This is a genomic window from Nostoc sp. DSM 114160 (assembly GCF_053470305.1).
The window spans coordinates 469,477-486,157 of record NZ_JBPFGO010000003.1 but is presented as its reverse complement, the minus strand read 5'-3'; the positions used below and the strand labels follow the sequence as shown (position 1 = coordinate 486,157).

The 16,681-nt window shown below is 42.8% G+C and carries 8 protein-coding genes and 2 pseudogenes; 3 read left to right on the top strand and 7 right to left on the bottom strand.

Going from position 1 to position 16,681, the window contains the following annotated elements:
* Window positions 1-12: 12 nt before the first annotated feature.
* From NSTCB13_RS27325 to gatB, 6 genes and pseudogenes are all read right to left on the bottom strand, one after another.
* A complete protein-coding gene (locus NSTCB13_RS27325) occupies window positions 13-870 on the bottom strand; it encodes a nitrate ABC transporter ATP-binding protein (RefSeq protein ID WP_445627202.1) in 858 nt (285 codons plus the stop codon).
* 477 nt (window positions 871-1,347) lie between these two features.
* Complete coding sequence (locus NSTCB13_RS27320) at window positions 1,348-3,384, bottom strand: nitrate ABC transporter ATP-binding protein (RefSeq protein WP_448274486.1); 2,037 nt, start codon at window positions 3,382-3,384, stop codon at window positions 1,348-1,350.
* Between the two features lie 122 nt (window positions 3,385-3,506).
* Window positions 3,507-4,346: a nitrate ABC transporter permease gene (ntrB, locus tag NSTCB13_RS27315; RefSeq protein ID WP_448274485.1), complete on the bottom strand. Its 840-nt coding sequence runs from the start codon at window positions 4,344-4,346 to the stop codon at window positions 3,507-3,509.
* A gap of 99 nt (window positions 4,347-4,445) precedes the next feature.
* Window positions 4,446-5,828, bottom strand: coding sequence for a CmpA/NrtA family ABC transporter substrate-binding protein (locus tag NSTCB13_RS27310; RefSeq protein WP_448274484.1), 1,383 nt, complete (start codon window positions 5,826-5,828; stop codon window positions 4,446-4,448).
* A gap of 829 nt (window positions 5,829-6,657) precedes the next feature.
* Window positions 6,658-7,921, bottom strand: a pseudogene (gene argJ / locus NSTCB13_RS27305) (bifunctional ornithine acetyltransferase/N-acetylglutamate synthase).
* Between the two features lie 656 nt (window positions 7,922-8,577).
* A complete protein-coding gene (gatB, locus tag NSTCB13_RS27300; RefSeq protein WP_448274483.1) occupies window positions 8,578-10,053 on the bottom strand; it encodes an Asp-tRNA(Asn)/Glu-tRNA(Gln) amidotransferase subunit GatB in 1,476 nt (491 codons plus the stop codon).
* A 128-nt stretch (window positions 10,054-10,181) separates the two neighbouring features.
* On the opposite strand from gatB, the gene NSTCB13_RS27295 reads away from it, so the two are divergent.
* Window positions 10,182-10,586, top strand: a complete 405-nt coding sequence (locus NSTCB13_RS27295) for a hypothetical protein (protein ID WP_445627208.1) — start codon at window positions 10,182-10,184, stop codon at window positions 10,584-10,586.
* A 338-nt stretch (window positions 10,587-10,924) separates the two neighbouring features.
* Here NSTCB13_RS27295 and purH read toward each other — a convergent pair.
* Window positions 10,925-12,446 (bottom strand): annotated as a pseudogene (gene purH / locus NSTCB13_RS27290) (bifunctional phosphoribosylaminoimidazolecarboxamide formyltransferase/IMP cyclohydrolase).
* Window positions 12,447-12,674: 228 nt separating this feature from the next.
* Between purH and NSTCB13_RS27285 the strand changes: the two are divergent.
* Together NSTCB13_RS27285 and NSTCB13_RS27280 are read left to right on the top strand one after the other, a co-directional pair.
* Window positions 12,675-13,250, top strand: coding sequence for a Uma2 family endonuclease (locus tag NSTCB13_RS27285; RefSeq protein ID WP_448274482.1), 576 nt, complete (start codon window positions 12,675-12,677; stop codon window positions 13,248-13,250).
* A 725-nt stretch (window positions 13,251-13,975) separates the two neighbouring features.
* Window positions 13,976-16,525: a beta strand repeat-containing protein gene (locus tag NSTCB13_RS27280; protein ID WP_448274481.1), complete on the top strand. Its 2,550-nt coding sequence runs from the start codon at window positions 13,976-13,978 to the stop codon at window positions 16,523-16,525.
* Window positions 16,526-16,681 lie beyond the last annotated feature (156 nt).

Sequence of the window (16,681 nt, the reverse complement as noted above, 5' to 3'; positions counted from 1 at the left end):
TGACGATCGCGCTCAACCTACGTCATCATGGGCAAAGCGGTTAAAGAGAAAGTCTAGGGCATAGTTACGCAATTGGTAGTATTGGGGATCTTCCATGATGCGGCTGCGATCGCGCGGACGAGAAAAGGGAATTTCCATAACTTCACCTATTTTCGCGTGGGGGCCGTTGGTCATCATCACCAATTTGTCTGCTAAAAATAGTGCCTCGTCGATGTCGTGGGTAATCATTAGCACTGTACAACGGTTATCGCCCCAAATTTTGAGCAATTCTTCCTGTAATTCTTCTTTGGTGATGGCATCTAGCGCCCCAAAAGGTTCATCTAAAATTAAGACTTTCGGACGAATCGCCAAAGCACGGGCGATAGAAACTCTTTGTCTCATCCCGCCGGACATTTGCATTGGTTTCTTTTCCATTGCATCAGCCAGTCCCACCATTGCTAGATGATCGCGGACGATCGCTCTTTTTTCAGCTTGTGGTTTATTTGGATAAACGGCGTTGACAGCTAAGTAGATATTTTCAAAAGCAGTTCGCCAAGGTAACAGGGCATAGTTTTGGAAGACAACCATTCTGTCTGGGCCTGGCTTAGTAATGGGTTCTCCTTCGAGTAACACTTGCCCGGAGGTGGGAAAGTTAAAACCGGATACCATATTTAACAGCGTCGATTTGCCACAGCCAGAGTGGCCGATGACACAAATAAACTCGCCCTGTTCGACGTTGAGGTTAACGCCGTCGAGTACAGTGAAGGGGCCTTTCTTTGTCGGATAAACTTTGGTAACGTCTTTAATTTCTAGGAAAGGTCTGCGGTTGGTGGTTGCACTGACGAATGGTTTTCCTAGTGTGCTTGTAGCTGTTGAGTTACGGTTTTGCATGGTATTTGGTATTTGGGGATTAAAAAGCAAATGTACGCGATGTGCAAATGAATATTCTGACTTCTCTCTAAATCTCTCTCCTAAAAGGAGAGAGACTTTGAATTTTCCCCCTACCCCTACAAGGGAAGGGGGTTAGGTCTTTTGTTGGTTTTTATACATGACGTGAAAAGTTAGATCGTTAATGGAGTTCAAAGCCTCATTAATGGAGTTCAGAGGTTCATTAATGGAGTTCAAAGCCTCATTAATGGAGTGCAAAGCCTCATTAACGGAGTTCAGAGGTTCATTAATGGAGTTCAAAGCCTCATTAATGGAGTTCAGAGGTTCATTAATGGAGTTCAAAGCCTCATTAACGGAGTCCAAAGCCTCATTAACTGAGTTCAGAGGTTCATTAATGGAGTTCAAAGCCTCATTAACGGAGTCCAAAGACTCGCACGTGATGTTTTACTTCTCCCACTCCCTCTTTCTCTCGCGATTTTTTTATGAGGCGAGTCTCCTTCTTGGTGCATCGAGAACAACTTCCGCGACTGAAAAATCACGTTTAATTTTCAAGCTGTTGAGATATGCGATCGGATCGTCGGCGTTAAAGGGAGTACCATCGAACAGTTGAATCGGTTGGCGAATATAGCTAATATCCAAACCTAATTCTCGTGCGGCGGTGCTGAAAACACGCACGCGACACACCCGTTCCACAACTTCTACCCAATTTCTGGGGAAGGGAGTGTCACCCCAACGCGCCAATTGACTCATAATCCAAATTTGTTCGGTACGGCTGGGGCGGTTAATGGCAGACTCAGAATAAAACTGGTGATGGGCATAGTCCCGCAACGGATGGTCTAAGTCACAGGTGAGATTATCTGGATCTTCGAGTTGAATGTATTCTAAATCAGTGCTGACATACTCTCGCCCTGCTAAAATTTGCCGAATTTCTTGGGCATTTTCGGGATTTGCACAATACACGCAAGCTTCTAACAAAGCTTTGGTTAAGGCAATATGCGTATTTGGATAATTTTCTGCCCAATCTTCCCGCACACCAAGAACTTTACCGGGGTGTCCCAGCCAAACTTCTAAATCGGTAGCAATAGTAAAGCCGACATTTTCCACAGCAGCGCGGTAGTTCCAAGGTTCGCCGACGCAGTAACCATCAATGCTTGCGGCTTTTAAGTCAGCTACCATCTGCGCTGGCGGAATGGTCTTCATGTCCACATCGCTATCGGGGTCAATTCCTCCAGCCGCTAGCCAGTAACGCAACAGCAAGTTGTGCATAGAAGCGGGATGCACTACCCCCATTGTGTGCCGTTGGTCGTGGGTAAGAATCAGGTGATTTCTGAAATCGGATAAGGTTTGTATGCCTTGGTCGTAAAAGCGTTTTGCTAAGGTGATGGCGTTACCGTTGCGAGTCATGGTGAGGGCGGTGACAACGGGCAAAGGTTGGTTATTATGTCCTCCCAAAGAAAGCCACATCGGCATCCCTGAAGGCATTTGAGCCGCATCCAAATAACCACCACTGATGCCATCTTCTATACCCCGCCAGCTACTTTCCCGCACCAGGTTAACTTCATCTAAACCATGTTTGAGAAAGAAGCCTTTTTCTTTAGCAACTGCTAAGGGGGCGCAAGCTGTCAGAGGTAAAAAGCCAATTTCTAAGTTAACTTTTTCTAATCCATGACGGGCAATGTCAGCAGTTTTCCGCGCCCGAATTTTCTTAATCCGTTTCTGCTGATTGAGGAAGTAAATCATCTCACTCCGCAAGCTGTAGTAGCTGGGATGTTCTACTACTTCCATCCGCTTGCGGGGTCTGGGAATATCCACTTCTAGAATGTCGCCGATTTTAGATTCGGGGCCGTTGGTTAACATCACGATTCTGTCAGATAACAGCACGGCTTCATCGACATCATGTGTCACCATCACCGCAGTGACTTCATTTTCTTCGCAAATTTGCATCAATTGTTCTTGCAAATTGCCGCGTGTGAGTGCATCCAATGCACCAAAGGGTTCATCTAGCAAGAGTAATTTGGGACGAATCGCTAAGGCGCGGGCGATCGCAACTCGCTGCTTTTGTCCGCCTGATAACATTCCCGGCTGTTTGTCAGCATGGGGACGCAAACCCACCATATTAATATGTTTTTCGACAATGGCGTTGCGTTCGGCTGCGGGTGAACCTTTCATTACTGAGTCCACAGCGAGGGCAATATTTTCTCTTACCGTCCGCCAAGGTAATAGCGAATAGTTTTGGAACACCACCATCCTGTCTGGGCCGGGTTTGGTGATTCTTTGCCCTTCAAGAGTGACAATACCTTCAGTTGGCAAATCCAAACCTGCAATCATATTTAAGAGTGTGGATTTACCGCAACCGGAGTGACCAATTAGAGAGACAAATTCTCCTTTTTTAATTTGGAGGTCGATTCCTTTGAGGGCGATATATTTGCCACCACCAGTTAATTCAAAAACTTTATCAATTTGGTCAACAGCTACAAACATAAGATATTTGGTATTTGGTATTTGGTATTTGGGCATTGGGCATTGGGCATTGGGCATTGGGCATTGGGCATTGGGCATTGAAGATTAGAGATGATTGGGGATTAAGGATTGGAAAAATCTTTCTTAGTTCCCATTCCCCATGCCCTATGCCCCATTCACTATTTCTGTTCTGCTGGTAAAATCTTGTTTTGTAGCCAAGCCATTGCTTTATCTAGCACTAAGCCAACAACACCGATGTAAACTAGAGCTAAAATTACTTCGCTGACGTTGTTATTTTGATAAGCGTCCCAGATAAAAAATCCGATGCCGACAATACCGGACATGACAATTTCAGCAGCAATAATCGCTAACCAAGCTAAACCGATCGCAATTCTCAAGCCGGTAAAAATATAGGGTAATGCCGCCGGAATCAAAATATTAATGAAATATTCTTTGCGGCTAAGTTGCAGAACTTTGGCGACGTTGTTGTAATCTTGAGGAATTTGGGTAACGCCAACAGCAGTGTTAATTAAGATGGGCCAAATTGCCGTAATGAAAATTACGAATAAGGCGGCTGGTTCGTTTTGCCGTAAAGCTGCTAAAGAAATGGGAACCCAAGCTAGAGGTGGTACAGTCCGCAGTAATTGAAAGATGGGGTCTAATGCTTTGGACATGGTTTTATTCACCCCAATCAAAATACCCAAAGCAATACCAACGATCGCAGCTAGGGTATAACTGATGGCAACTCGTTGTAAACTAGCGAGAATCTGCCAGAATAAACCTTTATCAATGCCACCTCGGTCATAAAAGGGCCAGAAAATCAAAACCCAAGTGTCTTGGATAACCTGTATTGGCCCTGGTAATGTTGCGCCGGGAGTGAAAGCGAAGAGTTGCCAGAGAATGAGGAAGATGGCGATCGCGATCGCTGGTGGTATCAGGTCAGGAAATTGCTTTTGCAGACTTGCTATAAAGCTATTATTAAATCTAGGGCTTGCAGGGCGTTTTTGGGCGAGTGTCATGATGCTGTGTTCTCCGCAAATTTTATTTTTTATTTGTTCTAGACGCGATGAATCTTTAGACGCGATGAATCGCGTCTCTACAAGAGATGAATCGCGTCTCTAAATACTGACTTTTTTGATTTTCAAACTCTTCAAATATTCTTCTGGCTTTTCGGGGTCAAATTTGATGCCATCAAAAAACTCTTCTACACCACGGGATGTATTTGTGGGAATATCAGCAGCGGCAATTCCAGCTTCTTTAGCAGCTTCTTTCCAAATATCTTCGCGGTTGACTTTGTTGACCAGTTCCTTAGCTTTAGCAGCATTATTGGCAATGTAATCTTTTGGCAAGAATCCCCAACGAACATTTTCAGTGATAAACCATAAATCGTGACTCTTGTAAGGATAAGAAACATTACCTTTTTCATCTTTCCAGTAGTAAGCAGCCATTGATTTATCATCAATTTTGCGACCATCGCCCATGTCATATTTGCCTTGGTATGGATCTGCTAGAATTTCGGGTGAAGGAAGGTTGAAATAATTTCGTCCAGCGAGAAGTTCAGCCGCTTCTTTGCGATTATCAAAATTATCTAGCCATTGTTGGGCTTCCATAATTCCTTTTAAAATTGCTTTGGTAGCCTTGGGATTTTTATCAACCCAATCGCCTCTCATCGCGAGGTATTCTTCAGGATGATTTTTCCAAATTTCTGCGGTTAATGCTGCTAGGTAGCCAATTTTGTCTTGCACCAGGCGATAAGGCCAGGGGTCGCCTGTACTAAAGGCATCCATTGTTCCGGTTTTCATGTTGGCTACAGTTTGCGCTGCTGGTACTGTGAGCAATTTGACATCTGCATCTGGGTCTAAGCCACCTGCTGCTAACCAGTAGCGAATCCATAAATCTTGGTTGACGTGGGGAAAGGTAAATGCAGCTGTGAAGGGAGTTGAAGATTTTAATTCCTTGAATAAAGACTTAGCGCTGGCGAGTTGTAAACTAATACCTTTGCCTTGGTGCTTGCTGGCGATCGCAATTCCATTTCCATGCGTAATTAACTGACATAATACATACATGGGAATTTTTTGATTGCCCTTGGTAATTAAACCTTCTGTAATTAAATGTGGCATTGGCATCTGCCATTGACCGCCATCTATACCACCACCGGCAGAACCAATTTCTACGTTATCTCTGGCTGCACCCCAAGAAGCTTGTTTGGAAAGGTCAACATTAGTCATGCCATACTTGGCAAAAAATCCTTTTTCTTTAGCAATAATTAAAGGAGCCGCTTCTACAATGGGAATATATCCTAACTTGACTGTAGTAGTTTCTGGTGTTTGTTCGGGACTAATATTAGCAACCGTTTGAGCAGTTGGCTGTACTTGGGTGCTTCCACCAGTCAGGTTTTCAGGAGGATTACCCAAACAGCCTTTGAGCAATACAGCACTCGCAGATACTCCGGCTGTGAAGATAAATTTGCGGCGAGAAATTTGATTAAAAAATTCTGTCATAAATATCTCCTGAAAACGTAAATGTTATTTTTTATAGCTATGACAATTTAGGCAAAAAACCTTGTGTTTCTTGCATCATTAATGATTAATCAAGCTATATTTGGCCAAGCGATCGCAGCCATTTCATGAATGAAATAGCTACCTATATAAGAACTCGGTTAAATTATTGGCTCTGCTTTTCTAGTGTGATGCAGAGGTATCATTCACCTTGTTGAAATCAGTTTACAGCCTTTGAAGCCGAAATTGTTAACTTGGAATCGAGATTATTAAACAAATATTAGATTGGATGTATAAGTAAAAATTTATCTATTATCCTCAACTATAGGAATAATTTTTAAGATATAAATTCTTATTTATGAAGACTATTGTGTTTACTTGATGATTGATTATCTTCACTTCTTTTGTAACTTAAATTTTAGTAGTAAATTGTCATCTATAAATTTTGATCTATCACAACCATTATGTTATCCCTATAATTTAGGAGCGCAGCGAGATGGTAAGGCTGGGGAAGTTGAAGACCTAAGTAAAGACTCTAAATAGATGTATTTATTATCTAGCGATCGCAATTATCTGCCGTTTCCATACCACGAATAAACCCCGTCTCTTTAAGCAGCAGCCGTAGTTCTGGGTGACGAAGTTTAGTGTTCTTGTTGTTTTCCCACATATCAGAAAAGAAGTCTTACATCAGCGCAATGATGCCACGGTACTTGACGATGCTGGCAAGATAAAACTTATCTAACTACATCCTTGGGGAAAGACGCGATTCATCGCGTCTCTACAACGCAAACAATACAACGCAAACAATACAACGCAAATAATTGGGAGTAGTTCAGGTAGTGTATTCGGCGTTAATTTTTACGTAGTCATAACTCAAATCACAACCCCAAGCTTTACCTACACCATAACCATTGCCAACATTAACGGAGATTAACACCGTATCCTGTTGCAGATAAGCACCCGCAGCTGCTTTTTTCAGATAAGTACTTGCGGCTGCACGGTCAAATTGCAGAGGTTGTCCATTTTCTAACATTAAGAAATCCCCTAGCTTAATTTGCAGGTTTTCTTGCTCAAATGGCACACCTGCACGTCCCGGCAGCGGCGGCGATGCGTCCCCAATTTGGATCGCGTCCAAAGATTGCAGATTTAACTAAGGATGAACCAGCGATGGTTTTGGCTATTTGTCGGGCTGAAAGTTCATTCTGCGCCCCTGTCACTTCCACTTCAATTAGACAGGTTGCGCCTTCACCATCACGAGCGATCGCTTTGGCTAAATGCTGACAAACTGCTGTTAACATCGCCTCTAATTTTTCTGCTTCTGCGCCCCATTCTATAATTGCTGGGGTGCGGGATTGACCATTTGCCAAAGCAATTAAGCTATCGTTGGTGCTGGTATCACCATCCACGGTAATGGAATTAAAACTTCTATCAGCTGCCCTTGCTAACATCTGCTGCCAAAGATGAGGCGAAACCACGGCATCACAAGTAACAAATGCCAACATGGTTGCCATATTGGGGTGAATCATGCCGGAACCTTTGGCAATGCCGCCAATTCGTACCGGGCGTTGGCGCAGCCCGCCGGAGGCATCGCTTATAGTTGTCTCTAAAGCAATAGATTTTGTCACCAAGTCTGTAGTGATAATCGCCCCAGCAGCAGCATCCGAACCTGTTGCTGATAGTGCCGCTACTACCTTGGGAATCCCACTTCGCAAAGCATCCATCTTAATTCTTTGACCAATTACACCAGTAGAAGCCAATAACACAGATTCAGACGAGATGTTCAGGGCTTGGGCTACTGCCAGAGCAGATTCTAGGGTATCAAGGTTGCCTTGAGTTCCTGTGGCGGCGTTTGCTTGTCCAGCGTTGCAGAGGATGGCACGAGCGCTTTGTTTGGCTTGCAAGCGTTGGCGACAATATTCTACACAGGCAGCTTTAACTTGGCTGGTGGTAAATACACCTGCTGCGATCGCTTCCACCTCTGAGAATATCAAAGCTAAATCTGGCAACCCCGAAGGTTTCAACCCTGCGGTAATTCCTGCCGCCTGATACCCCCTTGGTGCTGTGATGCCACCTGTGATTTTTTGCCAATCTGCCATCATTCTTCCTTACAACTATCTGGTTGGATAGGTCAATTTGTACTTTACAAAAGTGCTGAGTTAGGAGTTACGAGTTAAGAGTTATTAGTTTCCCCACTCCCCACTCCCTTTTATTGTGAGTTTATTTGCTGATGGCAATAATAATGCACCAATTGGCGATTGGCATAATTGTTTTTACCTTTCTTATGACGAAAAACAAAAACAAAAAAAGGAGAGTTACTTGGGTTGCTCTGTAGATCGTTAGGATACATCTACTTACTAATCTCTCTAATTTACTTTTTAAGGGTTAATACTTATTTATTGAGATTATTTCTAAAAATTTTTGAACTTTATCCGTAAATACCACGAAAATAAAATAAAAAAGAGAGCTACTTAGGCAGCTCTCCAGATCATCAGGGTGCATCTACTTACCACAGCATATCATTTTACGTATGAGGGTTGTCACCAGTTTTTATATGAAGATTGTGTGAAGCAAGACCGGGAAAATACTTAGTTGGGGAATTGGGCATTGGGTGTGGAGAAGAGACAAGGTAGACAAGGAAGAAAGGGGAGACAAGGGAGAGAATTGTTCAATAATTCCCCCTTGTCCCCCTTGTCCCCCTTGTCTCCTCTGCCCCTCCTGCTTCCTCACCCAGCGAAGCTAGCTTGATAGATCGCTAGGCGTTCAGTTTTTTCTCGACCAATTCATTAGTCAGCTTAGGATCGGCACGTTTGTCTGTTTTTTTGAGAACTTGTCCGACAAAGAAGCCTTTGAGGTTAGTGTTACCGTTGCGATACTTTTCTACTTCTTTGGAGTTGGCGGCGATGACTTCATCGACAATCGGTTCTAGTACACTAGGATCGGTAATTAACTCTTGTCCTGCAAAGGCTTTTTCAGGAGAAATACCACTGAGCAAATCTGGCAACTTTTGTTTAGCTTGAGCATTGCTAATTTTGCCCGTTTCAATGCGAGTGATAATATCTGCTAAATTGGTGGGAGTCAGTCCGATTTGAGTAATAGTGAGTTTTTGCTTATTCAAGTGGGCGGCAATATCTTGAGTAATCCAGTTGGCAGCAGCTTTGGCATTTGCTCCAGATGCGATCGCAGTTTCAAAATATTCGGCTATTGAACGATCTTCTGTCAACACTCGCGCATCGTAAGCCGAAAGTCCCAACTCGCTTTCATAATGATGGCGTTTTTGAGCTGGTAATTCTGGTAATTCGCTACGCCACTTCTCTAATTGTTCATTTGACACCTCAATTGGTGCTAAATCTGGTTCGGGGAAGTAGCGGTAATCGCTAGAACCTTCTTTTACCCGCATACTACTTGTACATTGAGCGCCTTCTTGCCACAGCCGAGTTTCTTGAATGATGCGATCGCCTGCTTCGATGGCGGCGATTTGGCGTTCAATTTCGTAGTCAATCGCCCGTTGGATGGCGCTAAAGGAGTTCATGTTTTTAATTTCTACCTTGGTGCCAAACTCCTTTCGTCCCACAGGACGCACGGAAATGTTGACATCGCACCGCAGAGATCCTTGTTCCATATTGCCGTCACTCACGCCGAGATACCGGACAATCCGACGCAACTCTTCGGCATATTCAGCCGCTTCTAGTCCAGAACGCAAATCGGGTTCGGAAACAATTTCTACTAATGGGATACCTGCGCGATTGTAATCTACCAAAGAATAGGAAGAACCAGAAAGGCGATCGCTACCTGCGTGTACCAATTTTCCCGCATCTTCTTCCATGTGCAGACGCGTAATCCCAATGCGTTTGCGAGTGGGATTACCCTCAGCATCTACCAACTCAATTTCTAGCCAACCGTGTTCTGCGATCGGTAGATCGTATTGAGAAATTTGGTAATTTTTGGGTAAATCTGGATAAAAATACTGTTTCCGGTCAAATTTGCTATATTTAGCGATTTGACAATTTAGTGCCAAACCAGCTTTGACGGCGTATTCTAATACTTTTTGATTGAGTACAGGTAAGACCCCAGGTAAACCCATACAAACCGGGTCAATGTTAGTATTGGGGTCAGAGCCGAATGCCGTAGAGCTATTAGAGAAAATCTTGGTATTGGTACTCAGTTGACAATGGGTTTCTAGACCAATAATCGCTTCATACTCAGTTTTTACAGTGCTAGCAGTCGTCATAATATCACTATTTCGGCATAATCCTTCTTAGGGTACTATTGTAGCGGCGTATTGAGTTGCCCTGAAGACGGTTATTTGGGTGAGCAATGCTTACCTATTGAGCTTAAAAAGGGAGATGCATATCTAAGGTGAAGAAAATCTTAATCATTGGTTCTGGAGGTGCTGGTAAATCTACCCTAGCCCGCGAACTGGGAACCATCTTAGGTTTAGAAGTGATTCACTTGGATGCTTGGTACTGGAATCCTGGTTGGATTGAGACTCCAAAAACTGAATGGCAAAGCATAATTCAAGACCTAACCCGACGAGAATCTTGGATTATGGATGGTAAATATGGCGGTACTCTCGACCTTCGTTTGTCGGTTGCAGACACAGTAATTTTTTTGGATTTTCCCCGGCTTTTATGTTTATCGCGAGTGATTAAACGTCGCTTTATGTATGCAGGACAATCGAGACCAGATATGGCGCGATTAACTTTAACAATATTCCTGTCTTTAACTGGAAGTAAAAATATGAAATTATTTTGGAAGCATTAATTTCTATAATTTCTATATACAAATTAAAAAATGCCTGGGAGTGTTGCCGTGTTTCCACCCCAGACATTTTTTATTCTTAACTTGCTCCTCACACACAAATAAACCATATCACTACTTCTATCAAATGGCAAGTATTTTGAGTGATATTTTCAAAACTGCACAAGCAATCCAATTTTTGACAAATTAAAAAGCGCTTGGGAGTGTTGCCGTGTTTCCACCCCAAACGCTTTTTATTTTTAACTTGCTCCTCACACACCATTAGATAATATCATTGCTTCAATTATAAAGAAAGTATTTAGTGTGACACTTTGTAAACCGCACACTCAATAAGCAATGATTTAGTGTAAAAAGTGACGTACACCAGTTAAGACCATCAGTAAACCCAGTTCGTTAGCAGCAATGATAGAATCTTTATCGCGCAAACTTCCCCCTGGTTGGACAATGGCTGTAATTCCTGCGGCGGCGGCTGTTTTGACTGAATCATCAAAGGGGAAAAATCCATCGCTGGCGAGAGTTGCACCTTTAGCTTTATCTCCAGCTTGTTCTAGAGCTATTTTAACTGAGCCAACGCGGTTCATTTGACCAGCGCCTACTCCTAGTGTAGTGCGATCGCTAGTTACAACAATGGCATTAGATTTAACGTGTTTGCAAACTTTCCAAGCAAACAGCAACTCGGCTAATTCGTCGTCACTGGGTTGACGTTCAGTCACAACTTGCCATTGACTAGTATCAGCAATGATATCATCGCTAGTTTGGACAAGGAAACCACCTGCGATCGCTTTCACTGTATCCTTAGGGCCACTGCTCAAATCAGCTAGAGTCAAAACCCGCACGTTAGATTTCTTAGCCAGGATTTCTTGCGCTTCCGCGTCACAACTTGGTGCAACCACACACTCTAAAAATGTTTTCGTTAACTCGCTAGCCGTAGCCGCATCAATCGGGACGGTTGAGTGCGACAATTCCACCGAAGGCAGAAGTAGAGTCAGCGTTAAAAGCTTTTTGATACGCTTCTGAAATAGTGTTTCCCAGTGCCGTACCACAGGGATTTGTATGTTTGATAATCGTTGCTGCTGGGGTATCAGTGAATTCAGCAATGATTCGGCGTGCGGCTTCTAAATCAACTAAGTTATTGTAACTAAGTTCTTTACCTTGCAGTTTCGTCGCGGCTGCCCATCCCGTTGGAGTAGTACCAGTTTGATACCAGGTGGCGGGTTGATGAGGATTCTCGCCGTAACGCAGAGATTGTAATTGTGTACCGCTAAGAGTGTACTGCTGTGCTTCTGCAAGGTAAGATGCGATCGCTTGGTCATAACTAGCAGTGTGCGAAAATCCTTTTAATGCCGCCTTTTGCCGAAACTCTAGGGAAGCTACGCCGTTATTTTGGCGCAATTCCTGCAAATACTCGTCATACTGTGCTGGATCGCATAATACAGCGAGATGGGCGAAGTTTTTCGATGAAGCCCGTAGCATTGCTGGCCCACCGATATCAATCTGTTCAACAGCTTCAGCTAATGTTACCCCAGGTTTAGCGATCGTTTCCTCAAAAGGATAAAGATTCACTACCACTAAATCAATCGGGCGAATTTGGTTATTTTCCAAATCTGTAATATCTTGGGGAACATCTCGCCGCGCCAAAATTCCACCGTGAATCCGGGGATGTAGGGTTTTGACTCGACCACCTAAAATTTCTGGTGAGCCTGTATAATCTGCAACCTTCGTAACAGGGAGTCCCGCATCTTTGAGTGCTTGGGCAGTTCCCCCACTGCTGATTAAATCAAAGTCGAATTCTTCAACCAAGCTACGGGCTAGGTCAATTAAACCAGTTTTGTTAGATACACTCAGCAGGGCTAGACGCGCCATTGATCGATTCCTTAAAAGTAGGCTAGAAGCGAAGGATCTCAAGTTTTGCATAAGCCTTGGTTCACTTCAAGACCATGAGGAATAATATTGTTGACTCGTGTAATTTATATGCTTACATCCCCCATCAGCACTGTCGGAAATGCTGGAAATAAGGACTAACTAGGCTTAGTCTCTCATATTTGCGATCGCCTAAACTAAAAGTAAGCATCTTTTACCCACATAACATCTATGGTTCAGTCTTCTAATCAACGCCTAACCCTAGAAGAATTTCTCGCACTTCCCGAAGGAGATATTACATACGAGTTTGTTAACGGTGAAGCTGTACCCAAGTATAAAGATAATGAAATGTCACCAAAATTTTTTCATAGCTCGACTACTGGTGCTTTATTTATACTATTGTCTGCATGTGCACAAGCAAAAGGTCGAGTTGTGATTGAATGGGTAATTAAACTAACACGAAATCAACAAGATTGGATGCCTGTGGCCGATCTGACCTATATTTCTTATAACCGTCTTCCTGCTGATTGGCTATTAGACGAAGCTTGTCCTGTCGCACCTGAATTAGTCATCGAAATCATTTCACCTGGTCAAACTTTTGGTGAAATTGCAGAAATTGCGACTGATTATCTGAAAGCTGGGGTTTCTCGTGTTTGGATGGTTGATACAAAAGCTAGAACTGTAACTGTATTTGCGCCATCTTCTTTGCCGATTACTTATCGATCTCATCAAGTAATTACTGATAATTTGCTACCAGAATTAGAAATTACCCCTCATACAATCTTTGAACGGGCTGGATTACTCTAAAATTTCATTAAGAATCAGAATAATTATAGGACTGAGTTGCTTGTGTAATAGTTCTTAAAAAATATTATAAACTCAAGAAGCTTTCAAACTATCAGGAAAACCAGACCATAACTTAGTCAACCGAGGCCAACCAACTAGAGCCAATTTTATTTTATAGCTATCTAACGAATCTAGTCTGCACAGAAGCATTCATCGATTAAGCGTGCATAAGCGATATACATTTATCAGTAAATAATATGAAGAGTATGCGAAGATTTTTATTCGGATATAGACATATAAGTAAATATTCGGTATTTAGTTATTATCAGGTTATTTAGATACTTTCGATTTTCAAGCTAAACACCCACGGACAATAACCCACAACGAGGACATAAAGATTCCTTCTTCTATGCTCTGTCAAGTGTTCCCTATTTTTAAGCTAGTAAGACTTATGCATTGACAAACCAACTAAATTATGGTCTGTGCTTTGTTTTTTTGTGAATCGAATCCACACGCTCATGAATTTGTAAAGTGCCTAAGACTTAGATAGTTCTAGATAGTTAGATAAGTGCTACGTAAAAGCCAATCAAAGGGGAAATCTTCAAAGAAAAATTCGTAACCATCAAGGGTTACATGAAAGAATGTCGAAACGTCAACATTTGGCGGATTTTTGCGCGTTCAAACAGCGCTAACTGCAACTTAAGAACTTAATTTACTCAAAAAATCGATTCAGGTAGGAAAAAATTATGGCAAATATCATTGGAAGCAACCAGAATGATACCCTAGTGGGCACTAACAGCGCAGATACGATTAATGGTAATGGTGACAATACATTTTCATCTCAGGACAATGATTTTCTAACTGGTGGCGGTGGTAAGGATAAATTTGTTTACATAGACAAAACCTCTGTTCAGAACACCGATACTATTAGTGATTTCGGTGGCGTAGGTAAAGGTGTAACTCCCTCAGCAGCAGTCATTGCCGAAGTGGATACCATCCAATTTGAAGGCTATTATTATACTGCCAAAAATCTGCTGCTTACTCAGAATGGCAGCAATCTAGAAATCACCTTTGAAGATGAAGATTATGTGTTAGGTGCAAAAGTCATCCTTCAAAACTTCAAATTAGAAAACCTGGATAATCTGCCAGCAACTTCTTCACGACCTGCTATTGGCAATATCCTGTTTAATGGACAAACCAGTATCACTGACAGTTTTGATGTGTTTAATGCCAACTCCACTCAAACTAACCTATTCAATAAGAACACAGTGACATTTCTCAATGACCTCGACAACAACATTACAGGTTTAGACAACTCAAATGATCTGGTGAATGGTCAGGGGGGTAATGACAAAATCGATGGCAAGAGTGGTAATGACCTGCTACGCGGTGGTACGGGTAATGATACTCTCATTGGTGGTGAAGGGGATGACTCCCTCAACGGTGGTACTGGTAACGATTTGTTGTGGGGTGGTGCGGGCAATGACACGCTTCTTGGTGGTACGGACAATGACACCCTTTTTGGTGGTACTGGTAACGATAGCTTGAATGTTGGTTCTCTGAGTGTTAATTCTTTAGTAGTAGCAGGCGATCAGCTGCTCTGTGGGGGTGATGGCAACGATACTCTCTCTGCGTCAGGCTACGACATTCGTGGCGGAGACTCTTATTACCCTTCTGGCAATAACACCCTCAACGGTGGTGCTGGTGACGATTACTTTATTGTTAACCTTTCACAAGGCAATAACTTGCTGAATGGTGGTGATGGCAATGATACTTTCACCGAGTCCTACAGTCGCAATGATACGGTAGATGGAGGTAAAGGTGATGATTTCTTGTCTTATAACCCCAGTTATTTTGTTACCGAGGGAATCACTTCGACTTTCAATCCTACTACTAACATTGGCTCAATTACGGCAGGTACAAATCAGTTTAGCTATAAAAATATCGAACGATTAGAGATTACAGGTACATCCTACGATGATTTGATTGTGGGGAGCAACGGCAACGATACACTTGACGCAGGCAATAGTGGCAATGATACGGTCGATGGGGGAACTGGTGACGATTTGTTGAGGGTTGATGAGAACAACGGTAAAATCACTTCGAGTTTCAATCCTACTACTAACATTGGCTTAATTACGGCGGGCACAAGACTGGTTAGCTACAAGAATATCGAACGATTAGATATCACAGGTACAATCTACGATGACTTGATTGTAGGGAACAATGGCAACGATACGCTCGACCCGGGATATAGTGGCAATGATACGGTAGATGGGGGAACTGGTGACGATTTGTTGAGGGTTTCTAACCTCGGTGGCACTGAGGGAATCACAACGACATTTGATGCTACAAGCAATACTGGCTTAATTAGGGCGGGTAGCAATCGAGTTAACTACAAGAATATCGAACAATTAGATATCACAGGTACAAACTACGATGACTTGATTGTGGGAAACAATGGCAATGATACGCTTTCTGGGGGAAGTTATGGGAATGATACGATAGATGGGGGCGGAGGTGACGATTTGTTGTCTTATGGCTCCGATGACGGGGGAAAAATAACTTCGACTTTCGATGCTACCACTAATACTGGCTTAATTACGACGGGCAGCAATCGGGTTAGCTACAAGAATATCGAACGATTATATATTGGAGGTTCATTCCAGGATGACAATATTGTTGGGAGCAATGGCAACGATACGATAATAGGAAACGCTGTATATACCTTTTATAACAGTAGCTTTATTAGTGGCAATGACACAATAGATGGGGGTGGCGGTGACGATTTGTTGATCGTCAATGACAGCGGTGGTAGCGATGTAATCACTTCAACTTTCAATGCCACCACTAACCAAGGATCGATTACATCTGGCACGTATCAGATTAGCTACAAGAATATCGAACGATTAGATATCACAGGTACATCCTACGATGACATCCTAACAGGTGGCAACGGTAATGATACCCTCAAAGGTGGTGGTGGTACTGATACCTTTGCTTTCAATAGTTTCAATGAAGGTATTGATGAACTTGATGACTTCAACACTACTAATGAACTGATTCGGGTATCGGCTACTGGTTTTGGTGGCGGGTTATCACCAGGTTCACTTTCAGCTAATCAGTTTAGGATCGGAGCATCTGCAACCACTAGCACTCAGCGATTTATTTACAACGATGTTACAGGTGCATTGTTTTTTGACCAAGATGGCAGTGCGAATGCCTTTACTCAGGTACAATTTGCACAACTATCTGCTGGTTTGTCACTAACCAAAAACAATTTTGTGGTTGTCTAATCGTGATTAGCGCTTTATCACTCTAAGCAGAGAAAATAGGAAATTGTCGGATTGCGAGGTGTCTGAAATAGCAACTCGCATCCGATTTATCAGTGCAATTATAGCCAGCGATCGCGCATAGAATTTTTTACCAGAGGGAGTTTATAAACAATAGAT